Source organism: Mesorhizobium sp. M1273 (assembly GCF_040318195.1).
In the GTDB taxonomy this organism is placed as follows: Bacteria; Pseudomonadota; Alphaproteobacteria; order Rhizobiales; family Rhizobiaceae; genus Mesorhizobium.
The window spans coordinates 141859-163398 of the sequence record NZ_JAMYLV010000014.1; the positions used below are offsets into that span (position 1 = coordinate 141859).

The window sequence follows — 21540 nt, forward strand, 5'->3', positions numbered from 1 at the left end:
GTGCCGCCCCCGGTGCAGGTTCACGCCGCTTCGAGAGCCGCTTTCACCGCAGCGATCGCGTCTTCGGCCTTCGAGGCGTCCGGGCCGCCGGCCTGAGCCATATCGGGTCGCCCGCCGCCGCCCTGCCCGCCCAATGCCGCGGACGCGACGCGCACCAGATCGATGGCGTTGAAGCGGCCGGTCAGATCATCGGTGACGGCGACGACGACGCTCGCCTTGTTGTCCTCGCCGGCGCCGACAAAGACGACGATGCCGGAGCCGAGGGACTTCTTGCCGGCATCGGCCAACGGCTTAAGATCCTTTGGCGAGACGCCCGATACCGCCTTGCCGAGAAAACCGACACCGGCAATGGTTTCGTTTTCCGCAGGCACACCGGCTGGCGAGCGATCGCCCAGCGCCAGCTTCTTGCGCGCCTCTGTCAGCTCCTTTTCGAGCTTCTTGCGCTCGTCGAGCAGCGCCTCGACGCGGGCCGGCACATCGGCCGGCGAAATCTTCAGCGCGGCGGCGGCCGCCTTCAGCCGCTTGTCCTGTTCGTCGAGATGCTTTCTGGCCGCCTCGCCGGTCAACGCCTCGATGCGGCGCACGCCGGCAGCGACCGCGCTGTCGGACAGGATGCGCACCAGGCCGATATCGCCGGTCGCCCTGACATGCGTGCCGCCGCATAGCTCGACCGAATAAGGCCGGTTGGCCTTGGCGCCATGCAAGCCCGTGCCCATCGAAACGACGCGCACTTCATCGCCATATTTCTCGCCAAACAGCGCCATGGCGCCTTCGGCAATGGCGTCGTCGACAGACATCAGCCGCGTGGTTACAGGGCCGTTCTGAACGACGATCTCGTTTGCCATGCGCTCTACCTCTTCGAGCTCGTCAGGCGAGATCGGCTTGTTGTGGGAGATGTCGAAGCGCAGACGCTCGGGCGCAACCAGCGAGCCCTTCTGCGCCACATGGGTACCCAGCACCTCGCGCAGCGCCTCATGGATCAGATGCGTGGCGGAATGGTTCGCGCGCAGCCTGGAGCGACGCGCGTGGTCCACCTTCAGCTCGACGGTCGCGCCCGTCTTGACCGTGCCGGTAGCCACCTTGCCGAGATGGACGAAAAGCCCATCGGCCTTCTTCTGGGTATCGGATATCTCGATCGAGAACCCGTCGCCCGAAATGACGCCGGTGTCGCCCATCTGGCCACCGGACTCGCCATAGAACGGCGTCTGGTTGACAACCACGGCAACGGCGTCACCTTTGCCGGCGCTGTCGACGGTCTTGCCGTCCCTGACCAGCGCCTGGATGAGGCCTTCCGCCTGCTCGGTCTCATAGCCGAGGAACTCGGTGGCGCCGGCGTTCTCGCGCACCGGAAACCATACCGTCTCGGTCGCCACGTCGCCGGAGCCGGCCCAGCTTTTGCGCGCCTCCGCCTTCTGCCGCTCCATCGCCTCGGTGAAGCCGGCAAGGTTGACCGAGATGTTGCGCTGGCGCAGCGCGTCCTGCGTCAGATCGAGCGGAAAGCCATAGGTGTCGTAGAGCTTGAACGCTGTCTCGCCATCCAGCATGTCGCCGGAGGCCAGCTTTTCCGTCGCCTCGGAAAGCAAGCCCAAGCCGCGCACCAGCGTCTTGCGGAAACGAGTTTCCTCAAGCTTCAGCGTTTCGGTGATCATCTGTTCGCCGCGCACCAGTTCCGGGTAGGCTTGACCCATCTCGCGGACCAGTGCCGGCACCAGGCGCCACATCAGCGGATCGCGGGCGCCGAGCAACTGCGCGTGGCGCATGGCGCGGCGCATGATGCGACGAAGCACGTAGCCGCGTCCTTCGTTGGACGGCAGCACGCCGTCGGCGACCAGGAAGCAGGACGAACGCAAATGGTCGGCGATGACACGGAACGATGCGACGGTGCCCGCATCCGGACCTTTGCCAAGCGCCGACGACGCAGCGTCGATCAGGTGGCGGAACAGGTCGGTTTCGAAGACGCTTTCAACCCCTTGCAGGATGGATGCCATGCGCTCGAGGCCCATGCCTGTGTCGATCGACGGACGCGGCAGGTCGACGCGCTCGTCCTTCGTCACCTGTTCGTACTGCATGAACACCAGGTTCCAGAATTCAAGGAAACGGTCGCCATCCTCCTCGGGGCTGCCGGGAGGGCCGCCCCAGATATGCTCGCCGCGGTCGATGAATATCTCCGAACACGGCCCGCAAGGTCCAGTGTCGCCCATTGCCCAGAAATTGTCCGAAGTCGCGATGCGGATGATGCGATCGTCCGAAAGGCCGGCGATCTTCTTCCAGTACGAGGCCGCCTCGTCGTCGGTGTGGTAGACGGTGACCAGCAGCTTGTCCTTCTTCAGCCCGAACTCCCTGGTGATCAGGTTCCAGGCAAGCTCTATGGCCCGCTCCTTGAAATAGTCGCCGAAGGAGAAATTGCCGAGCATCTCGAAGAAGGTCAGGTGGCGCGCGGTGTAGCCGACATTGTCGAGGTCGTTGTGCTTGCCGCCGGCGCGAACACTCTTCTGGGCGGTCGTGGCGCGCGAATACGGCCGCTTCTCCAGACCGGTGAAAACGTTCTTGAACTGCACCATGCCGGCATTGGTGAACATCAGCGTCGGGTCGTTGCGCGGCACCAGCGGGCTTGACGCGACGACCTCGTGACCTTCCTTGCGAAAATAGTCGAGAAATGCCGACCGGATCTCGTTGACGCCACTCATGAATACTGCCTTTTCGAGAGAACCGCCGGCTGCCGGCGGAAAATAGACATGGCCTTTTAGCGGTCGCACCGCAGCCTGTCCAGAAACACCAAATGGGCTCAAATCCCGGCTTTCACCAGCGCCTTGAAATGCGTCTGCCTCGCCGTCAAACGCGAACCGCCGGCCCTGGGCCGGCGGTTCGAAACGCATCGATTACGCAAACTCAAAATCAAAACATCAAATCGAAACCTGGCTGAGGCTCAGCGAGGCGTCGCTTGCCCTACATCACCCCAGCGTCGTCCTCGAAACCGTCATCGCTGCTTTCGGAGCCGCCGTTCTCAAGGAATTTCTCAGCGATCAGCCCGGCATTCTGCCGGAGCGCCAGCTCGATCTCGCGCGCCGTGTCGGGATTGTCGCGCAGGAACAGTTTTGCGTTTTCGCGGCCCTGGCCAAGACGCTGCGAATTGTAGGAGAACCAGGCGCCCGACTTTTCGACCACGCCCGCCTTGACGCCGAGATCGACCAGCTCGCCGGTCTTGGAGACGCCCTCGCCATACATGATGTCGAACTCGACCACCTTGAAGGGCGGCGCCAGCTTGTTCTTGACGACCTTGACGCGGGTCTGGTTGCCGACGACCTCGTCGCGATCCTTGACCGAGCCGATGCGGCGGATGTCGAGGCGGACCGAGGCATAGAATTTCAACGCATTGCCGCCGGTCGTCGTCTCGGGCGAACCGAACATGACGCCGATCTTCATGCGGATCTGGTTGATGAAGATGACCATGGTGTTGGAGCGCGAGATCGAGGCGGTGAGCTTGCGCAGTGCCTGGCTCATCAGGCGGGCCTGCAGGCCGGGCAGCGAATCGCCCATCTCGCCTTCGATTTCCGCCCGCGGCGTCAACGCCGCCACCGAATCGACCACCAGCACGTCGATGGCGCCGGAGCGCACCAGCGTGTCGCAGATCTCCAGCGCCTGCTCGCCGGTATCGGGCTGCGAGATCAAAAGGTTTTCGAGATCGACGCCGAGCTTGCGGGCATAGACCGGGTCGAGCGCGTGCTCGGCATCGACGAAGGCGCAGATGCCGCCCTTCTTCTGGGCTTCGGCCACCGTGTGCAGCGCCAGCGTCGTCTTGCCCGAGCTTTCCGGCCCGTAGATCTCGACGATGCGGCCGCGCGGCAGGCCGCCGACGCCAAGCGCGATGTCCAGCCCAAGCGAGCCGGTCGGCACCGTCTCGATCTCGACGACCTGCTCGTTCGCGCCGAGCCGCATGATCGAGCCCTTGCCGAAGGCACGCTCGATTTGCGACAGCGCCGCATCCAGAGCCTTTGATTTGTCCACCGCTTTGTCCTCTACAAGCCGCAAAGAATTCTGAGCCATGATACATCACCCCGTGGTCGTCAATGGAGGCCGGACAATCCCGCAATCCTTAAAAGAATGTACCTCATTTGTTCTCATTTGTCAATGAGCACCAAGGGTTTGAAAAATAACGCATATCCCTATTTGTTCTATTTTTGTTTCGCAATTATTGCTTCGGATGTATCTCACCTCGCATGCGGCGCCGTTGCCGTTACCGACCGAATCGGACCCGCGATTGCAGGGTTCCGCCCGGCGACCTAGTCTCCCCGGGCAACAGCTAAAGGGCATTTTGACGGCATGATCAAATCCCCGACGATCCTGGCCGTGGGCGGCGCCTATATCGAGCGGCGCGGCCGGGTTGCCGGCGCCTTCGTGCCGGCCGCTTCCAACCCCGGCACGATGCGCGAGCATGTCGGCGGTGCCGTCTTCAACGCCTTGCGCTTTGCGGTGCGACGCGGCGCCTCGGCCGCGCTGCTTTCGGTGCGCGGCGGCGATGCCCTTGGCGACACGGTTTTACGCGCCGTCACCGAGGCCGGCATTACCGACCTGTCGGCGGTGTTCCTCGACCGAGCAACGCCAAGCCATACGATGCTGATCGACAGCGACGGCGGGCTGATCGCCGGCCTTGCCGACATGGTGCTCTACGAGCTGGCGCTTCCCAAGCAGATCCGCCGTGCCAAGGTGCGGGAAGCGATCGGTTCGGCCGACGCGGTGCTGTGCGACGCCAACCTGCCGTCGACCGCGCTGGAGCGGCTGGCGGCACTCGCCGCCGGCAAGCCGGTGTTTGCGCTTGCGGTCTCGCCCAACAAAGCGGCGCGGCTGACGCCGGTGCTCGACCGTCTGGCGATGGCCTTCATGAACCGGCGCGAGGCCGGCATGCTCGCCGGCGTCCAAATCGATCAAGGCATCGTCGACGGCCTGAGACGCGCCGGGCTGAAAAGCGGCGTGATCACCGCCGGCGACGAACCAGTGCTCGGTTTCGACGAATTGGGCGCGTTCTCGATCTCGCCACCGCCGCTGCAAAAGCGGACCGATGCTGCCGGCGCCGGCGACGCATTGGCAGGCGCCACGATCGCTGCCCTGCTGCGCGGCCTGACGCTGTGCGCGGCACTGCGCGAAGGCATTGCCGCAGCTATGCTCGTCGTCGAGAGTGCCGCCTTCACCAGCGCTGGCTTTGCCGAAGCGCTGGCGCTCGTGCCCGAGGCGCGGGACCTGGCATGAAGTGCGGCCCGGAATTGCCGAAGCATGACGCAGCCTATTTGCCGGCGCGCCGTCCTGCCTCGTAGGCGCGGCGCGCCCAGATCGCCATCTCGTCGGGATCGTCGAACGCGCTGTCGGGAACGCTCCAATAGGGCATCGACACGAGCTTGCCGTGGCGCGAGCCGGTATAGGTCCATTGCCGGCAGCCGGCCGCTTCGAATTCCGGGGCGCTTTCGGCGTCGGCCTTCAGCATCAATTCGCCACCGATGACGATGGCGACGATGACGCCGTCGAAATAGATGCCCCTGCCGCCGAACAGCTTGCGGATACTGACCGGGCCGAGGCCTTCGAAAAGCTCTTCTATGCGCTCGTTGTCCATGCGGCGATCATGTCACCCGGATTTCCCCTTGTCATCGCCGCAACCGGCGCCATCCTGACAAAGTTCAAATCACTTTCGTCGGAGTTTCTCATGCCGCTTCTGCTCAAAGGGTCCTGCCGGTGCAATGCCGTGCGTTTCGAGGTGGAAAGCCACACGCCGGTGCCGTTCATGCTGTGCTACTGCTCGATCTGCCGCAAGCAGCAGGGCGGCGGCGGTTTTGCCATCAATCTCGGCGCCGATTACGAGACGCTGAAAATCCAGGGCAAGCGCCATCTCGGCGTCTACCGCGCCGAGATCGAGGACGACGAGCACCCGCAACGCGAGACCTCGACCGGCGAGCGGAACTTCTGCATGAAATGCGGGACGGCACTCTGGCTCTACGATCCGACCTGGCCGGAGCTGGTGCACCCCTTCGCCTCGGCGATCGACACAGACCTGCCAAAGCCGCCGGAGAAGGTGCATCTGATGCTGAAATACAAGGCGAACTGGGTCGAGCCCGACATCGGCAAGGGCGACAAGGTTTTCGATGTCTACCCGGAGGAGTCGATCGCAGACTGGCACAAGCGAACGGGGATGTGGGTGGATTAGCGTTCTTCTCCCCGTCGCTATACGGGGAGAAGATGCCGGCAGGCAGATGTGGGGCGGCGCAAACATTGCGAACGCTCGGCCCCTCATCCGGCCCTTCGGGCCACCTTCTCCCCGTATAGTGACGGGGAGAACGAAAACGTCAGGCCGAAGCGCGCGCCTCGGCCAGTGCCTTCAGATCAGCCGGCTTCAATTCGACCGATTCGCCGCAGCCGCAGGCCGAGCTCTGGTTCGGATTGCGGAAGGTGAAACCGGTGCGCAGCGTCGTCTGCTCGAAATCCATCTCGGTGCCGAACAGGAAAAGTGCCGCCTCCGGCGCGACATAGACATGGGCGCCATCGCGCTCGATATGGTCGTCCTTGGTGTTCGGCTCGGTCACCAGATCGACCGTATATTCCATGCCGGCGCAGCCGCCCTTCTTGATGCCAAGGCGGATGCCATGCGCATTCTCACGGGTCGCGACGATCTCGCGCACCCGGTCGGCAGCCTTTTCGGTCATCGTGATGACGGCGAAGCGTCCCATGTCTTTCCTTCTCCATTCTTTGCAGGTTCAAGGCCTGCCGAATGATTCCTCACCTAAAATGGTGAAGTTTTGTACCCGGCGCAAGTGCGCCAGCCTCTGTCTGGTCGGATGCTAATACCAGCCCACCGCCACCTGTGCCTCTTCCGACATGCGGTCGGGCGACCAGGGGGGATCGAAGGTCATGTTGACCTCGACGCCGGAAACGCCTTCGACGGCGCCGACGGCATTTTCGACCCAACCCGGCATTTCGCCGGCCACCGGGCAGCCGGGCGCGGTCAGCGTCATGTCGATCTTGACCGAGCGGTCGTCCTCGATGTCGATCTTGTAGACCAGGCCGAGCTCGTAGATGTCGGCCGGGATTTCCGGGTCGTAGACCGTCTTCAGCGCCGAGACGATGTCGTCGGTCAGCCGCGCCAATTCGTCGGCGGGGATTGTCGATCCGGAAACCGCCGCATTGGTCGTCGCTTCCGAATTGGTCTCGGCGGTGTGGCTGGCATCATCCATGATCGTCACCCGAAGAATTTTCGCGCTTTTTCCAGCGCATCGGCCAAAGCATCGACTTCGGCCCTGGTATTATACATGCCGAACGACGCCCTGCATGTGGATGTTACGCCGAAGCGTTTCAACAGCGGCTGGGCGCAATGCGTGCCGGCGCGGACCGCCACGCCCTGCCGGTCGATGACCATCGACACGTCATGGGCATGGATACCCTGCAGCTCGAACGAGATGATGGCGCCCTTGCCGGGCGCATCGCCGAAGATGCGCAGCGAGTTGATGGCGCGCAGTTTTTGATGCGCATAGTCCTTCAAATCGGCCTCGTGCGCGGCGATGCGCTCGCGGCCGATCTTTTCCATGTATTCGAGCGCGGCACCAAGCCCGATTGCCTGCACGATCGGCGGCGTGCCGGCCTCGAAACGGTGCGGCGGATCGTTGTAGGTGACGATGTCTTGCGTCACCTCCTCGATCATCTCGCCGCCGCCCATGAACGGGCGCATGCGCTCCAGAATATCCTTCTTGCCATAGAGCACGCCGATGCCCGACGGGCCATAGACCTTGTGGCCGGTGAAGACGAAGAAATCGCAGTCGAGATCCTGCACGTCGATCGGCATATGCACGGCGCTCTGGCTGCCGTCGACCAGCACCGGAATGCCGCGCGCGTGCGCGATGCGCACGATCTCCTTCATCGGCGTCACCGTGCCCAGCGCGTTCGACATATGGGTTATGGCGACCAGTTTTGTCCGATCGGTCAGCCGCTTTTCGAATTCCTCGATGTGAAAAACGCCGAGATCGTCGACCGGTACCCAGACCAGCTTCGCGCCCTGCCGCTCGCGGATGAAATGCCACGGCACGATGTTGGAATGATGCTCCATGATCGACAGCACGATCTCGTCGCCTTCGCCGATATTCGGCATGCCGAAACCATAGGCGACCGTGTTGATCGCCGCCGTGGTATTCGAGGTGAAGACGATGTTGTCGGTGCTCGGCGCATTGAGGAAACGGCGCACCGTCTCGCGAGCCTTCTCATAGGCGTCGGTCGCGGCATTCGACAGGAAATGCAGGCCACGATGGACGTTGGCATATTCCTGGGAATAGGCGTGCTGGATAGCGTCGAGCACCGCCTGTGGCTTCTGCGCCGAGGCGCCATTGTCGAGATAGACCAGCGGTTTGCCGTAGACTTGCCGCGACAGGATCGGGAAGTCGCGGCGGATCGCCTCGACGTCATAGGGGATGTTTTCGACTTTCTGGTCCATTACAAGCTCTCTCGAGGCACCGCCTCATTCTGTCCAGCACCCCTCATCCGACCGAGCTTCGCTCGGCCACCTTCTCCCACAAGGGGAGAAGGAAGAGCGCCTCTCCTTCTCCCCTTGTGGGAGAAGGTGGCGCCGAAGGCGACGGATGAGGGGTGTTGGCACCAACCCCTCAGTCACCTCTACCCGTGCGTCAAAAACCAATCGTCGAGCCGTGCTTCCAGCGCCTCGACGATGGCCTCGTCGTCCAGTTCCTCGATCACTTCGGCGACGAAGGCCTTGACCAGCAAGCCGCGCGCGGTCTTCTCGTCGACGCCGCGCGCCATTAGGTAGAACAGATGGCTGTGGTCGATCTCGGTGACGGTCGCGCCATGGCCGCAGACGACGTCGTCGGCGAAGATTTCGAGCTCCGGCTTGGTCGAGAACTCGCCGTCGTCCGACAGAAGCAGCGTGTTGCAGGCCATCTTGGCGTTGGTCTTCTGCGCATATTGGTGGACGTTGATGCGGCCCTGGAAGACGCCGCGCGCCTTGCCGGTCACCACATTGCGGATGACTTCGGTCGAGGCTGTGTGCGGTACGGCGTGGTCGAGCACCATAGTGACATCGGTATGGGTATCGCCGGCGAGCAGATTGATGCCGCGCAAGGTGAATTCGGCGCCCTCGCCGGTCGTCTTCACAACGACCTCCTGGCGCACCAGCTTGCCGCCGGCATTCATGACGAACAGCGTCAGTTTCGAATTCTTGCCGAGATGCGCCTTGAACTGGGCAAGGTGCGTCGCCGTATCCGGATGCTCCTGCACGATGAGCCATGTCACTTCGGCGCCCTCGCCAAGCACAAGCTGGCTGACCGAACTGACCAGCGCCGCCCCCTCGCCTGCCTGGCGCTCGACGACGACAGCCTTGGCGCCGGCGCCGACACGGACGGCCAGGCGTACATGCGTCTGTCCACCGGCCTGCAAATTCTGCAATTCGATCGGCTTTTCCAGTTGGGCACCGTCGGCGATGTCGACGAAATAGCCGTCGGCGACAAAGGCAGTGTTGAGCGCGCCGATGGCGTCGTCGCTGCCATAGGAATCCAGCCCCGGGGCGATGCTGCCGTCGGTCAGCTTCTCCGACAGGCGCTGCACGGCAACGCCTTCGATACCGGGCAGTTTCGTACTCGAAACGCCGTTCAGCACCGGCAAAACCGAGGAGCCTTCGACGATCGGCGCAATGGCTTTCGCGACCGCTGCCGGATCGAAGTCCGGCACCGAGGTCAGCAGCCGGCGCAGGTCCGTATAGTGCCAGGATTCGATGCGCCGCGTCGGCAGGCCGCTCTTGATCGCCTCGATGGCGTCGTCGCGCTTCAGCATCACCGCGCCGTCGCCAGGCAGCAGCGACAGCCGCTCGCCAAAGGCGTCGATCAGCGCCGTTTCGGCCAATGTTCGCTGGGGTGTCGTGTGCATATTCATCAGTTTCGTCCCGCCTTCCGGCATCTCACGCGGCTTGCCCGATCACGCCGGCATAGCCATTGGCCTCGAGATCGAGCGCCAGCGACTTGTCGCCCGACTTGATCACCTGGCCCCTGTAGAGCACGTGCACCGTATCCGGCACGATGTATTGGAGCAGGCGCTGGTAGTGGGTTATGACGACAATGGCCCTATCCGGCGAGCGCAGCGTGTTGACGCCGTCCGCGACGATCTTCAGCGCATCGATATCGAGTCCGGAATCGGTCTCGTCGAGGACACACAGCTTCGGCTCGAGCAGCTTCATCTGCAGGATCTCGGCGCGCTTCTTCTCGCCGCCGGAAAAGCCGACATTGAGCGGCCGCTTCAGCATCGCCATGTCCATGTTGAGCGAGGCGGCCGCTTCCTTCACGCGCTTGAGGAATTCCGGGATTTTCAGCGGCTCCTCGCCGCGCGCCTTGCGCTGCTCATTCATCGCAACTTTCAGGAATTCCATCGTCGCCACGCCCGGTATCTCCATCGGATACTGGAAAGCGAGAAAGATGCCGGCGGTAGCGCGCTCGGCCGGATCCATGTCGAGGATCGACTGGCCGTTGTAGAGGATGTCGCCCTCGGTGACCTCATAATCCTCGCGCCCGGCAAGGATATAGGACAGCGTCGATTTTCCCGAGCCGTTCGGCCCCATGATGGCCGCGACTTCACCGGCCCTGACCGTCAGGTTCAGGCCGCGAATGATCTCGGTGCCGTCATCGACGATACGGGCATGGAGGTTTCTGATTTCAAGCATTATTTTCCACTTTCTTGTTCGCGGTGCCCGGCCTGCGACGGAACTTTTCTAAAAGCTCGAAAAGCGCGTACAAACTTGCTGGTGACCAACATCCAGCTAAAAAACCCAGCCGCGCTTAAGCCTGCAATCGAACCACCAATAGTTTTTGTCGAACTCAAGCCAAACACTGCGCCTATCAACGCCATCACAGCACCACCAACAGCCAATGTCAGCAAGAGCATCAGAACGGCAAATATCAAGCCTTCTATCCGCTTGAACAAATCCATGATCGCCGTTCCAGTTAACTCACCCAACACTCCCCTCAAGACTAATCCCGATCAGCTTCTGCGCTTCGACCGCGAATTCCATCGGCAGTTGCTGGATGACGTCCTTGACGAAGCCGTTGACGATCAGCGCAATCGCCTCTTCTTCCGGGATGCCACGCTGCATGACGTAGAACTTCTGGTCCTCGGAAATTTTCGAGGTCGTAGCCTCATGCTCGAACTGCGCCGTCGAGTTCTTGGCTTCCATGTAGGGCACGGTGTGTGCGCCGCACTGATCGCCGATCAGCAGCGAGTCGCAATTGGTGAAGTTGCGGGCGTTGGTCGCCTTGCGGTGCGCCGAGACCTGGCCGCGATAGGTATTCTGCGAGAAGCCGGCGGCGATGCCCTTGGAGATGATGCGGCTGGACGTGTTCTTGCCGAGATGGATCATCTTGGTGCCGCTGTCGACCTGCTGGTAGCCGTTCGACACGGCGATCGAATAGAACTCGCCGCTGGAATCGTCGCCGCGCAGGATGCAGCTCGGATATTTCCAGGTGATGGCCGAACCGGTCTCGACCTGCGTCCACGAAATCTTCGAGCGATGGCCGCGGCAGTCGCCGCGCTTGGTGACGAAATTGTAGATGCCGCCCTTGCCTTCGGCGTCGCCGGGATACCAGTTCTGCACCGTCGAATATTTGATCTCGGCATCGTCGAGCGCGATCAGCTCGACCACCGCGGCATGAAGCTGATTCTCGTCGCGCTGCGGCGCCGTGCAGCCTTCGAGATAGGAGACGTAAGCCCCCTCCTCGGCGATGATCAGCGTGCGCTCGAACTGGCCGGTGTTCTTCTCGTTCATGCGGAAATAGGTCGACAGTTCCATCGGGCAGCGCACGCCCTTGGGCACGAAGACGAACGAACCGTCGGTGAACACGGCCGAATTCAGCGTTGCGTAGAAATTGTCGGAGGTCGGCACGACCGAGCCGAGATACTTCTTCACCAGCTCCGGATGCTCGCGGATGGCTTCCGAGATCGAGCAGAAGATGACGCCGGCCTGCGCCAGCTCCTTCTTGAAAGTGGTGACGACGGAGACGGAATCGAACACCGCATCGACGGCGACGCGGCCCGACTTGTAGACGTTGTCGCTGGCTTCCTCGAGCTCCGACGCATCGGTCTTCTGCACGCCGGCGAGGATTTCCTGTTCCCTGAGCGGAATGCCGAGCTTCTCATAGACCTTCAGCAGTTCGGGATCGACCTCGCTGAGCGAAGTCGGCCCCGGCGTGCTCTTGGGCGCGGCGTAATAATGGAGGTCCTGGAAATCGATTTTGGGATAGTGGACGCGCGCCCATTTCGGCTCGTCCAGCGTCAGCCAGCGGCGATAGGCTTCCAGGCGCCATTCCAGCATCCAGGACGGCTCGTCCTTCTTCGCCGAAATGAAGCGGATAATGTCTTCGCTCAGGCCCTTGGGGGCCTTGTCCATCGCGATTTCGGTCTGGAATCCGTATTTATACTGGTCGACATCGATCTTTCGAACTCGATCGATCGTCTCCTGCACAGCAGGCATCAGCGTTCTCCATCCACGCCGGGGTCAAGGCCCGGCAGTTTTCAAACTATGGCACCGCAAACGAGCACCCATCAGGCACCCGAGGCGGCGTACGTTTCATATAGTGCGTTCATGCCGGAAATTCACCCGGCCAAATTCGAACGCACGGCTTCTACCAGGCCGCAAGCCCTACATTTCGTCTGCCGCGCTCAGGCGGCTCGTTCCCTGCTTGCCTTTTCCTTACCGGCTTGGCGCGCGACGATCGTCGCCAGCGCCGAACGAAACAGCTCAATGTCTTCAGCGCTGGTCGCGTGGCCGATGGACACGCGCAACGCGCCGAGGCCGTCACCGTAACCCATGGCTTTCAGCACGTGACTCGGCCCGACTTTGCCCGACGAACAGGCCGATCCGGCCGACAGCGCCACACCGGCCAGGTCGAAGGCAATCTGCGCCGTCTCGGCCTTGATGCCGGCAATAGCGAAGAATGTCGTATTGGCAAGCCTTGGCGCGCCGGTCCCGAAGATTTCGGCGTCCGAAACAAGCGTTTTCACGATCGCCTCGATTTCGTCGCGACGCTGCCGCACCGTTTCGATCGTTTGCAAGCCGGCAGACGCCTCTCGCGCCGCCGCGCCAAACCCGGCAATCGCCGCCAGGTTTTCGGTGCCGCCGCGATGGCCTTTTTCCTGGCCACCGCCGCTGACCAGCGGCTTTGGCATCATCAGGTCCGACGCCGCGACAATGGCGCCGACGCCCTTTGAGCCGCCGATCTTGTGCGAGGAGAGAATCAGATAGTCTGCGTAACCCGCTGACATATCGAGCGGAATGCGGCCCGCCGCCTGCACGGCATCGACAACCAGGATGCCACCCGCCGCCTTGACGATTTCGGCAATGCGGCCAACCGGCTGGATGACGCCGGTCTCGTTGTTGGCGGCGTGTATCGCCACCAGCGGCAAGCCTTCGGCCTTGTCATGCTGGGCGAGAGCCTCGGCCAAAACGTCGAGCCTGGCGACGCCGTCGGTGTCGACGCCGATCCGTGTCACCTGCGCCGCTGGGAAACGCCCGCCGTTCAGCAGGCAAGGATGATCGGCCTCGGACACATAGAGCCGGCTCATACGGACAGCGCCGCGCCCCATCTGCCAGTCCGGCGTCAGCAGCGTCGAGGCCGCTTCCGTCGCGCCGGAGGTGAATACGACATGCTCGGCTTTGGCGTTGACCAGTCGCGCCACGTCGCGCCTGGCGTCCTCGATCAGCCGCCGTGCAGCGCGGCCCTCGGCATGAACCGAGGACGGGTTGGCGGCAACGTCGAGCGCAGCCACCACCGCCGCGCGCGCCGAGGCAAGCAGCGGCGCGCTGGCGTTGTAGTCGAGATAGGCGCGTGCTCCGGCCATTTCCGTCCAACTGGTCCCTTCAAAAGCCGTTCCGCGAAGATAGCGCGTTATTTCCTTGAAATTGCAAGGCAAGACGTCCTATTTACGCGGCTTGCGGCGCGGGTGGCCGAGCCACAATTTTTGGCCGCCCAGTTTTGAACAATTCTAAACTAGCTTCTAGAAAGACGCTCGCCCTGCGTCAAGGCCTAGGGAAGACTGGGGCCAGAGGAAGAGTTGTTCCGGGCGCCGCGCAATTTATGCCAAGTGGAGTATTTCATGCCTGAGGTCATTTTCACCGGTCCGGCCGGCCGCCTGGAGGGTCGTTATCAGCCCTCGAAGGAAAAGAGCGCGCCGATTGCCATCGTCCTGCACCCGCACCCCCAGTTCGGCGGGACGATGAACAACAAGATCGTCTACGACCTCTTCTACATGTTCCAGAAGCGCAATTTCACCACGCTGCGCTTCAATTTCCGCGGCATCGGCCGCAGCCAGGGCGAGTTCGACCACGGCACCGGCGAATTGTCCGACGCCGCCGCGGCGCTCGACTGGGTGCAGTCGCTGCATCCGGATTCCAAGAGCTGCTGGGTTGCCGGCTATTCGTTCGGCTCGTGGATCGGCATGCAGCTTCTGATGCGCCGGCCGGAGATCGAGGGCTTCATCTCGGTCGCGCCGCAGCCCAATACCTATGATTTCTCGTTCCTGGCGCCATGCCCGTCGTCAGGCCTGATCATCCACGGCGACGCCGACAAGGTCGCGCCGCCCAAGGACGTGCAGGGCCTGGTCGACAAGCTGCACACGCAAAAGGGCATTACCATCACCCAGAAGACCCTGCCCGGCGCCAACCATTTCTTTGCCAACCATGCTGAGCTTCTGATCGAGGAATGCGCGGACTACCTCGATCGCCGGCTGGCCGGGGAACTGTCCGACCCACGGCCGAAGCGGCTGAGATAATCGGCGATGTACCAACCGCCTCACTTCCAGGAAACACGGCCGGACGTCCTGCACGGGCTGATCCGGGCGCATCCGCTTGGCCTGCTGGTGTCGAACGGCGTCGAGGGGCCGGTCGCCAACGCGATTCCCTTTCTTCTAGACGCGGATGTGCCACCGAACGGCAGGCTGCGCGCCCATTTGGCCAAAGCCAATCCGCAATGGCGGCTTTTGGCCGACAATCCCCCGGCGCCGGTGCTGGTCGTCTTCCAGGGCGCCAATGCCTATGTGACGCCGTCCTGGTACGAGACCAAGCGTGAAACCGGCAAGGTGGTACCGACCTGGAACTACGCCATCGTCCAGGTGCGCGGCAGCGTCACGGTGATCGAAGACCAGGATTGGCTGGCCGAGCAGATTTCCGATCTGACGATGTCGCAGGAGGGCAGCCGCTCGGCGCCGTGGGCGGTGACCGACGCGCCGGCGCCCTTCATCCAGTCACAGATCAAGGGCATCGTCGGCCTGGAGATCGAAATCACCGAAATCAGCGGCAAATGGAAAGTCAGCCAGAACCGCCCGGCCGCCGACCGCGTCGGTGTCGCCGAGGGGCTCGAGAGCGAGACTGCCGATTCGGCCGACATGGTCCGGCTGGTAAGGTCTTACGGCGGGCTGGACGGCAAGTAATCTGGATTGCTTGCTCGACCGGTTCAGGCCGGTGGCGGGCTCAATCGACCTTGGTCATCGCCGCCTTGCGCTCGTTGGCGATCAGCCAGAGATTGCGGATGTAGATCAACAGGCCCATGGCCTGGCCGGCGATGAACACCGGATCCTGACGCTGGATGGCGTAGATCAGCAGCAGGCCGCCGCCGAACAGCGAAAAGAACCAGAAGGCGATCGGCACGACGCTGCGCTTGGCCTTTTCCGACGCCACCCACTGCACCAGAAAGCGCATGGTGAAGAAGAACTGGGCGACGAAGCCGAGCAGAACCCAAGCATCGAATTGCTTGACGAAAACATCGTGAAGCCAGGTCGCCAATTCCTGAAGCACGTTACCCATGCCTGATTTCCTCTACTTTGGGCATTCTGCGGCGCCTGCGGCGCAGCCACCAGACGCCGGCAAGATCGAGCACGCCCTGCAGGCCGCGATCGAAGATGCCGTAATTCGATTTGCCGTGACGGCGGGAGCGGTCGACGACATCGCAATGGACGACGCGGTAGCCCTCCTGGATGACCAGCGCCGGAACAAAGCGGTGGGTGCCGTCGAAGAACGGCAATTTCCGCAAAATGTCGGTGTGGATCGCCTTGAGGCCGCAGCCGGTATCCCGCGTCTCGTCGTGCAGGATGGCTTTTCTCAGCCCGTTGGCGAAACGCGACGCCAGTTGCTTGATCTTGCTGTCGCGGCGCTTCAGACGCTGTCCCTGTGCGGCCCCGACTTCGGGACCAGCCTGCCGCAGCGCGTCGATCAACACCGGGATGTAGCCGGGGTCGTTCTGGCCGTCGCCGTCGATGGTGGCGACGATATCGCCGCGCGCCGCCCAGGCGCCTGAGCGCACCGAGAGCGACTGGCCGGCGGATTTTTCATGCCTGAGATGGCGCAGCGGAAATCGGCGAAGCGCTGCCTCTGCGGCAAGCACCGAAGGCGTATCGTCTGTCGAGCCATCGTCGACGACGATGACCTCGAAGTCCCGCCCGGCCATGGCAGTGCCGATCTCGTCGAGCAGAAGCGGCAGGTTCGCCGCCTCGTTCCGGCAAGGAATGACGATGGATATCTCCGGCATCTCGACTCTGTCACAGGATATGGCATTCGATCGATGCCGCGCGGTCCAGTGGAAGAGCCCCCCTGGCGCGGCGCCTCATTACGCCAGCCGAAACAATGACGCAAGCAGGCCGCACGCTTGGGGTTCTCCCTTCTCCCCTTGTGGGAGAAGGTGGCCGCGCGAAGCGCGGTCGGATGAGGGGTGTTCCAGCTTGGCAAGGACGGCACTCCGTCCAGCACCCCTCAACCGTCTTGGCGCTGCGCGCCAATCCACCTTCTCCCACAAGGGGAGAAGGCAAGAGGGTGTCGCAAAACCGGATTCCACTTTTGCTGATCGCGCTTGAGTGCTAAACGCCCGCCTTCATGCATAGCCGGGCCGCGTTCGGCCGGAAGCCTTTCGGGAAAGAAAATGTCCGCCTTCAAATCCGATTTCCTGCGCACGATGAGCGAGCGCGGTTTCATCCACCAGACCTCGGACGATGCCGGCCTCGACCAGCTTTTCGCCATGGAAACGGTGAGCGCCTATATCGGCTTCGATGCTACCGCCAGGAGCCTGCATGCCGGGTCGCTGATCCAGATCATGATGCTTTACTGGCTGCAGCAGACCGGCCACCGGCCGATCGCGCTGATGGGCGGCGGCACCTCGATGATCGGCGATCCGTCGTTCAAGGACGAGGCGCGCAAGCTTTTGACGCCGCAGGACATTGAGGACAATCTCGCCGGCATCCGCCGCAACTTCACGCCCTACCTCAAATTTGGCGGCGGCCCCAACGACGCCGTCATGATCAACAATGCCGACTGGCTGATGGACATCAACTACGTCAATTTCCTGCGCGATGTCGGCCGGCATTTTTCGGTTAACCGCATGCTGGCCTTCGATTCGGTCAAGCTCCGGCTGGATCGCGAGCAGTCGCTGTCGTTCCTCGAATTCAACTACATGATCCTGCAGGCCTACGACTTCGTCGAGCTCTACAAGCGCCTCGGCTGCCGGTTGCAGATGGGCGGCTCCGACCAGTGGGGCAACATTGTCAACGGCATCGATCTCGGCCATCGCATGGAAGGCGCGCAGCTTTATGCGCTGACGACGCCGCTGCTCACCACCTCCTCCGGCGCCAAGATGGGCAAGTCGGCCTCGGGCGCGGTCTGGCTCGATGCGGAGATGCTGAGCCCGTACGAGTTCTGGCAATACTGGCGCAACACCGAGGATGCCGATGTCGGCCGTTTCCTGAAGCTCTACACGACCCTGCCACTCGCCGAGCTCGGACGCCTCGAACGGCTCGGCGGCTCGGAGATCAACGAAGCCAAGAAGATCCTCGCCACCGAAATCACCGCCATGCTGCATGGCCGCGAGGCGGCGAAGGAGGCCAGCGAAACGGCGCGTAAGACGTTCGAAGAAGGGGCGCTCGCCGAAACACTGCCAACCGTCGAGGTGGGCAGGACCGATCTTGAAGCCGGCGTCGGCATATTGTCGCTGTTCGTCACCGCCGGGCTGGCCGGGTCCAACGGCGAGGCACGGCGGCATATCCAGGGCGGCGCCGTGCGCCTCAACGACCAGCTCGTGGCCGACGATCGCAGGATGGTGACGCTGCAGGACCTTGGCCCGGAAAACGTCGCGAAACTGTCGCTCGGCAAGAAGAAACACGTTCTGGTGCGGCCGGTCTGACCAGGGCCCGGTACTTCCTGTTAGATCTTTTCCGAAACCGGTTTCATCTTGCGGCGCTTACCTTCGGTTCGGAATCACCGCCGAGGCTAATCAGCTAGCTCCCGAGAATGGCCGAGGTGCCATTCGTCTCATCGATCGGATCGAGCAGGTAGCGCAAATAGCGGACGTTCTGCGGCGCTTCGATGAACGTCTTGTTCGGGGCACGGAAGCGGACTTGCGGCTTGGAGGCTTGGAGGCTTGGAGGCTTGGAGGCTTGGAGGCTTGGAATGTGAGAAGCGGACGTTCAGGCGCCCCCATGCATCGACGCGATCTGACCCATTCACGACAGTCGAAATCACGGTGAACGGGTCCGCTTGCGCCGGTAAAGCGAACGTACGACGTGCTACGAATCTCGCCTGGCTGGTCCTGGGCGGACCAGAGGAGCTAACGTCTATGCTATAGCCCTCCATGGCCCTCCTGAATCCCTGGGTTTGGACACCAGTTCGAGCGGAACGCCAGAGAGATGCCCTGAGGCGCTGCTGTCACGTGGGATGGCTGCCTCGCAGGCGCCGCCCTCCGATAGCTCATGGGCGGCTTGAGGCGGCGATCGCGGGATAGTCGGTATAGCCAGCGGAGCCGCCGCCATAGAGCGTCGCCGAGTTGAACTCCGTCAGCGGCGTGCGCGTCTTCAGCCGTTCCACAAGGTCGGGATTGGCGATGAACGGGCGCCCGAAGGCGAAGAGGTCCGCCTTGCCCTCGGCGAGCCGCGACGCCGCGAGGTTGAGGTCATAGCCGTTATTGGCGATATAGGTATTGTTGAAGCGGCGGCGGAGCGATCCGAAGTCGAACGGCGCGACATCGCGCGATCCGCCCGTGGCGCCCTCGACGACATGGATATAGACGATGCCCAAAGCATCGAGTTGATCGACGATATAGTCGAACTGCGCCTGGGGGGCGCTGCTCGAGACGCCGTTGGCGGGCGAGACGGGCGAAATCCGGATGCCGGTGCGCTCTGCGCCGATCTCCTCGACCACCGCAGTCGCAACCTCCAGCATCAGCCGGGCGCGGTTCTCGACCGATCCGCCATAAGCATCCGTGCGGACATTGGCACCGTCCTTGGCGAACTGGTCCAGCAGATAGCCGTTGGCGCCATGAATCTCGACGCCATCGAAGCCGGCCTCAATGGCGTTCGCGGCTGCTTGCCGGAAATCGTTGACGATCCCCGCAAGCTCGTCGAGCGCCAGCGCGCGGGGCTCCGAAACCTCGACAAAGCCGTTGTTCACGAACGTCTTGGTCGCGGCCCGGATTGCCGAGGGCGCGACGGGCGCGGCGCCGTTCTCCTGCAGATCGACGTGCGAGACGCGGCCGACGTGCCAGAGCTGCAGGAAAATCCGCGCGTCCTTGGCGTGCACCGCGGTCGTGACCTTTCGCCAGCCGTCGATCTGAGCCTGAGAATAGATGCCGGGCGTGTCCTGGTAACCTTGTCCCTGCCGCGAGATCTGCGTGGCCTCGGAGATCAGCAGGCCGGCGGAGGCCCGCTGGCCGTAATACTCGGCGGCAAGGTCGCCCGGAACGAAGCCCGGGCCAGCGCGATTGCGCGTGAGGGGCGCCATGACGATACGATTGGAGAGCGTCAGCGAGCCGAGAGAATAAGGCTCAAAAAGTGCTTTGTTGGTCATAGGTCACCTTGTTTGTCCCCGCCGCGACGAGGTCGTTATCAAATGGTTTCGTTGGTGCTCAGGCGACCTTGCGGTACCGCTCGGCGGGATGTTCGTTCCGATAATTCGGAAGCATGGCCTGGCGAGCGGCCTGAAGCGCATCCCACTGCCCGGCATCGGGAAGCGGCGGGATGGTCACCGGTTCGCGGCGGTCGAAGCCGACCAGCGCCGCATCAACCAGATCGTCCACCTCCATCACGTTGGAGAGCGTGTTGATGTCGGCGCCGACGTGGTCCCAGATCTCCGTACGCGTCGTGGCGGGCAGCACGGCCTGGACGTAGACACCCTTCGGTGCGAGCTCGAGGCTGAGCCCCTGCGACAGAAACAGCACGAAGGCTTTGGTTGCGCCGTAGACCGTCATGCCGAACTCCGGCGCCAGGCCGACCACGGAGCCGATGTTGACGATCGACCCTTCGCCAGCTTTCGCAAGACGCGGGGCGATGGCGCTGGCAAGTCGCAGAAGCGCGGTCGTGTTGAGCGCAACGAGCCGGGCGACGTCATTGGTACTCTGCTCGATGAAGCTTCCGCCGATGGCTGTTCCGGCATTGTTGACGAGAATCCCGATGCGGACGTCATCGCGCAGCCTCGTCTCTACCGTTGCAAGCTCGGCAGGCTGCGTAAGATCAGCCTGGATGATGTCGATCGCAACGCCAGTTTCCTGACGGAGCCGGGCTCCCAGTGCCTCCATTCGTGCCACGTCACGGGCAACGAGCACGAGGTCGTGTCCGCGGCGGGCGAACCGTTCGGCATAGGAAGCTCCGATGCCCGTGGAGGCGCCGGTGATGAGGACTGATGGAATGGTGGTCATGGCATTGCTCTTTTCTCTGATGGAACCTATATTCATGACGATCATCATGATTGCGGCTAAATATGATGGGCATCATGTAAATGTCAACGGGGCCGACGGAGAATTTTGAAATGAAGGTCAGTCGAGAGCAGATGGCGGAGAACCGTCACCGGATATTGGATGCGGCCAGCCGGCTGTTTCGCGAGAAGGGGTTCGACGCGGTCAGCGTGGCGGAAGTGATGAAGGCCGCCGGGCTCACCCATGGCGGCTTCTATGGCCATTTCAGTTCGAAGGACGACCTGATCGCGCAGACCCTTGCCCACGTCCTCGCCGCGGACTCAGGCGGAGGGGGCGATCTTCGCGCTTATGTAGGTTCCTATCTTTCGCCCCGGCATCGCGACAACTGCGCCGGCGGTTGCCCGACGGCGGGCCTTGCCGCAGCCATCCGCCATCAGACCCCGGCTGCACGCTCGGCCATGACGGAAGGCCTACGATCGCAGATCGACCGTATCGGCAAGGCGCTCCCGGAGTTGGATCCGGCAGACAGACGCCGCACGGCGATCGGAAGCTGGGCAGCGATGGTGGGGGCAGTAATCCTCGCCCGGGCGATCGACGATCCCGCGCTGTCGGATGAAGTGCTTGAGCAGACGCGCGCCTGGGTCGATGCCGGGATCAGCCAAGTGTCTGCCAGCTAGGTGGTCTGCGGCAGGAGTGCTCTTGTCGAGAGCAATGCGGCTATCGGCGTTGGTTGGGTGGCTATCTTGCAGAATATTCCTGAACCGCGCGATGGAGTTGCCGCGACGAGATCGGATCGGTGCAACTGCGCCCCGGGAACAGCCAGCCATGCGGAAGCATCACCCCGCGACGCCTGCCT

21 protein-coding genes are annotated in these 21540 nt (G+C 62.8%); 6 read left to right on the forward strand and 15 right to left on the reverse strand.

Features of this window, described 5'->3' with window-relative positions; genetic code table 11:
- Positions 1-20: 20 nt before the first annotated feature.
- Together alaS and recA are read right to left on the reverse strand one after the other, a co-directional pair.
- The gene (gene alaS, locus NKH30_RS17335; protein WP_352996308.1) at positions 21-2687 is read right to left on the reverse strand and encodes an alanine--tRNA ligase; all 2667 of its coding nucleotides are present in this window, start codon (positions 2685-2687) and stop codon (positions 21-23) included.
- 259 nt (positions 2688-2946) lie between these two features.
- Positions 2947-4044, reverse strand: a complete 1098-nt coding sequence (recA, locus tag NKH30_RS17340) for a recombinase RecA (RefSeq protein WP_023674696.1) — start codon at positions 4042-4044, stop codon at positions 2947-2949.
- A gap of 276 nt (positions 4045-4320) precedes the next feature.
- Here recA and NKH30_RS17345 point away from each other — a divergent pair, with 276 nt between their 5' ends.
- Positions 4321-5244 carry a PfkB family carbohydrate kinase gene (locus tag NKH30_RS17345; RefSeq protein WP_352996298.1) on the forward strand — a complete coding sequence of 308 codons (924 nt, stop codon included), beginning with the start codon at positions 4321-4323 and terminating at the stop codon, positions 5242-5244.
- Positions 5245-5278: 34 nt separating this feature from the next.
- On the opposite strand, the gene NKH30_RS17350 is transcribed toward NKH30_RS17345, so the two are convergent.
- Positions 5279-5602 carry a TfoX/Sxy family protein gene (locus NKH30_RS17350; protein ID WP_352996300.1) on the reverse strand — a complete coding sequence of 108 codons (324 nt, stop codon included), beginning with the start codon at positions 5600-5602 and terminating at the stop codon, positions 5279-5281.
- Positions 5603-5692: 90 nt separating this feature from the next.
- Between NKH30_RS17350 and NKH30_RS17355 the strand changes: the two genes are divergently transcribed.
- Positions 5693-6190, forward strand: a complete 498-nt coding sequence (locus NKH30_RS17355) for a GFA family protein (RefSeq protein WP_352772789.1) — start codon at positions 5693-5695, stop codon at positions 6188-6190.
- 139 nt (positions 6191-6329) lie between these two features.
- Here the strand turns inward: NKH30_RS17355 and sufA are convergent, their stop codons facing one another.
- From sufA to NKH30_RS17395, 8 genes are all read right to left on the reverse strand, one after another.
- Entirely contained in the window at positions 6330-6710 is a 381-nt protein-coding gene (gene sufA / locus NKH30_RS17360) for a Fe-S cluster assembly scaffold SufA (protein WP_006206001.1), read from the reverse strand.
- Positions 6711-6821: 111 nt separating this feature from the next.
- Positions 6822-7214, reverse strand: a complete 393-nt coding sequence (locus NKH30_RS17365; RefSeq protein ID WP_352474719.1) for an SUF system Fe-S cluster assembly protein — start codon at positions 7212-7214, stop codon at positions 6822-6824.
- Between the two features lie 5 nt (positions 7215-7219).
- Positions 7220-8461, reverse strand: coding sequence for a cysteine desulfurase (locus NKH30_RS17370; protein WP_352926426.1), 1242 nt, complete (start codon positions 8459-8461; stop codon positions 7220-7222).
- Between the two features lie 179 nt (positions 8462-8640).
- Positions 8641-9909 (reverse strand): Fe-S cluster assembly protein SufD, encoded by a 1269-nt coding sequence (gene sufD / locus NKH30_RS17375; RefSeq protein ID WP_352926423.1) that lies wholly within the window; start codon positions 9907-9909, stop codon positions 8641-8643.
- A 25-nt stretch (positions 9910-9934) separates the two neighbouring features.
- Positions 9935-10690, reverse strand: a complete 756-nt coding sequence (gene sufC / locus NKH30_RS17380) for a Fe-S cluster assembly ATPase SufC (protein WP_352746447.1) — start codon at positions 10688-10690, stop codon at positions 9935-9937.
- On the reverse strand, positions 10690-10956 hold the full coding sequence (locus NKH30_RS17385) for a hypothetical protein (protein ID WP_352926420.1): 267 nt from the start codon (positions 10954-10956) through the stop codon (positions 10690-10692). Before NKH30_RS17385 ends, sufC begins: the two co-directional genes overlap by 1 nt.
- Before the next feature lie 19 nt (positions 10957-10975).
- A complete protein-coding gene (gene sufB, locus NKH30_RS17390) occupies positions 10976-12493 on the reverse strand; it encodes a Fe-S cluster assembly protein SufB (RefSeq protein WP_023674685.1) in 1518 nt (505 codons plus the stop codon).
- Between the two features lie 188 nt (positions 12494-12681).
- Positions 12682-13860, reverse strand: coding sequence for a cysteine desulfurase family protein (locus tag NKH30_RS17395; protein WP_352541450.1), 1179 nt, complete (start codon positions 13858-13860; stop codon positions 12682-12684).
- Between the two features lie 255 nt (positions 13861-14115).
- Here NKH30_RS17395 and NKH30_RS17400 point away from each other — a divergent pair, with 255 nt between their 5' ends.
- Both NKH30_RS17400 and NKH30_RS17405 read left to right on the forward strand, forming a co-directional pair.
- A complete protein-coding gene (locus NKH30_RS17400; protein ID WP_023674683.1) occupies positions 14116-14790 on the forward strand; it encodes an alpha/beta hydrolase in 675 nt (224 codons plus the stop codon).
- A 6-nt stretch (positions 14791-14796) separates the two neighbouring features.
- Entirely contained in the window at positions 14797-15447 is a 651-nt protein-coding gene (locus NKH30_RS17405) for an FMN-binding negative transcriptional regulator (protein ID WP_352541451.1), read from the forward strand.
- 40 nt (positions 15448-15487) lie between these two features.
- On the opposite strand, the gene NKH30_RS17410 is transcribed toward NKH30_RS17405, so the two are convergent.
- Both NKH30_RS17410 and NKH30_RS17415 read right to left on the reverse strand, forming a co-directional pair.
- On the reverse strand, positions 15488-15820 hold the full coding sequence (locus NKH30_RS17410; protein ID WP_023674681.1) for a lipid-A-disaccharide synthase N-terminal domain-containing protein: 333 nt from the start codon (positions 15818-15820) through the stop codon (positions 15488-15490).
- A complete protein-coding gene (locus NKH30_RS17415) occupies positions 15813-16541 on the reverse strand; it encodes a glycosyltransferase family 2 protein (protein ID WP_352477338.1) in 729 nt (242 codons plus the stop codon). Before NKH30_RS17415 ends, NKH30_RS17410 begins: the two co-directional genes overlap by 8 nt.
- Before the next feature lie 387 nt (positions 16542-16928).
- Between NKH30_RS17415 and tyrS the strand changes: the two genes are divergently transcribed.
- Complete coding sequence (gene tyrS, locus NKH30_RS17420; protein ID WP_352996303.1) at positions 16929-18182, forward strand: tyrosine--tRNA ligase; 1254 nt, start codon at positions 16929-16931, stop codon at positions 18180-18182.
- A gap of 563 nt (positions 18183-18745) precedes the next feature.
- On the opposite strand, the gene NKH30_RS17425 is transcribed toward tyrS, so the two are convergent.
- Together NKH30_RS17425 and NKH30_RS17430 are read right to left on the reverse strand one after the other, a co-directional pair.
- A complete protein-coding gene (locus NKH30_RS17425) occupies positions 18746-19840 on the reverse strand; it encodes an alkene reductase (protein WP_352501563.1) in 1095 nt (364 codons plus the stop codon).
- Between the two features lie 58 nt (positions 19841-19898).
- Positions 19899-20687 (reverse strand): SDR family NAD(P)-dependent oxidoreductase, encoded by a 789-nt coding sequence (locus NKH30_RS17430; RefSeq protein WP_352614117.1) that lies wholly within the window; start codon positions 20685-20687, stop codon positions 19899-19901.
- Positions 20688-20797: 110 nt separating this feature from the next.
- Here NKH30_RS17430 and NKH30_RS17435 point away from each other — a divergent pair, with 110 nt between their 5' ends.
- Complete coding sequence (locus NKH30_RS17435; protein WP_352541455.1) at positions 20798-21361, forward strand: TetR/AcrR family transcriptional regulator; 564 nt, start codon at positions 20798-20800, stop codon at positions 21359-21361.
- Positions 21362-21540 lie beyond the last annotated feature (179 nt).

Coding starts and splice junctions, on each gene's coding strand:
- sufA (WP_006206001.1), bottom strand. CDS start 6,710: ATGGGACGCTTCGCCGTCATCACGATGACCGAAAAGGCTGCCGACCGG.
- NKH30_RS17350 (WP_352996300.1), bottom strand. CDS start 5,602: ATGGACAACGAGCGCATAGAAGAGCTTTTCGAAGGCCTCGGCCCGGTC.
- sufC (WP_352746447.1), bottom strand. CDS start 10,690: ATGCTTGAAATCAGAAACCTCCATGCCCGTATCGTCGATGACGGCACC.
- NKH30_RS17430 (WP_352614117.1), bottom strand. CDS start 20,687: ATGACCACCATTCCATCAGTCCTCATCACCGGCGCCTCCACGGGCATC.
- NKH30_RS17400 (WP_023674683.1), top strand. CDS start 14,116: ATGCCTGAGGTCATTTTCACCGGTCCGGCCGGCCGCCTGGAGGGTCGT.
- tyrS (WP_352996303.1), top strand. CDS start 16,929: ATGTCCGCCTTCAAATCCGATTTCCTGCGCACGATGAGCGAGCGCGGT.
- NKH30_RS17365 (WP_352474719.1), bottom strand. CDS start 7,214: ATGGATGATGCCAGCCACACCGCCGAGACCAATTCGGAAGCGACGACC.
- sufD (WP_352926423.1), bottom strand. CDS start 9,909: ATGAATATGCACACGACACCCCAGCGAACATTGGCCGAAACGGCGCTG.
- NKH30_RS17395 (WP_352541450.1), bottom strand. CDS start 13,860: ATGGCCGGAGCACGCGCCTATCTCGACTACAACGCCAGCGCGCCGCTG.
- NKH30_RS17355 (WP_352772789.1), top strand. CDS start 5,693: ATGCCGCTTCTGCTCAAAGGGTCCTGCCGGTGCAATGCCGTGCGTTTC.
- NKH30_RS17385 (WP_352926420.1), bottom strand. CDS start 10,956: ATGGATTTGTTCAAGCGGATAGAAGGCTTGATATTTGCCGTTCTGATG.
- NKH30_RS17345 (WP_352996298.1), top strand. CDS start 4,321: ATGATCAAATCCCCGACGATCCTGGCCGTGGGCGGCGCCTATATCGAG.
- NKH30_RS17370 (WP_352926426.1), bottom strand. CDS start 8,461: ATGGACCAGAAAGTCGAAAACATCCCCTATGACGTCGAGGCGATCCGC.
- NKH30_RS17405 (WP_352541451.1), top strand. CDS start 14,797: ATGTACCAACCGCCTCACTTCCAGGAAACACGGCCGGACGTCCTGCAC.
- alaS (WP_352996308.1), bottom strand. CDS start 2,687: ATGAGTGGCGTCAACGAGATCCGGTCGGCATTTCTCGACTATTTTCGC.
- sufB (WP_023674685.1), bottom strand. CDS start 12,493: ATGCCTGCTGTGCAGGAGACGATCGATCGAGTTCGAAAGATCGATGTC.
- NKH30_RS17415 (WP_352477338.1), bottom strand. CDS start 16,541: ATGCCGGAGATATCCATCGTCATTCCTTGCCGGAACGAGGCGGCGAAC.
- NKH30_RS17435 (WP_352541455.1), top strand. CDS start 20,798: ATGAAGGTCAGTCGAGAGCAGATGGCGGAGAACCGTCACCGGATATTG.
- NKH30_RS17410 (WP_023674681.1), bottom strand. CDS start 15,820: ATGGGTAACGTGCTTCAGGAATTGGCGACCTGGCTTCACGATGTTTTC.
- NKH30_RS17425 (WP_352501563.1), bottom strand. CDS start 19,840: ATGACCAACAAAGCACTTTTTGAGCCTTATTCTCTCGGCTCGCTGACG.
- recA (WP_023674696.1), bottom strand. CDS start 4,044: ATGGCTCAGAATTCTTTGCGGCTTGTAGAGGACAAAGCGGTGGACAAA.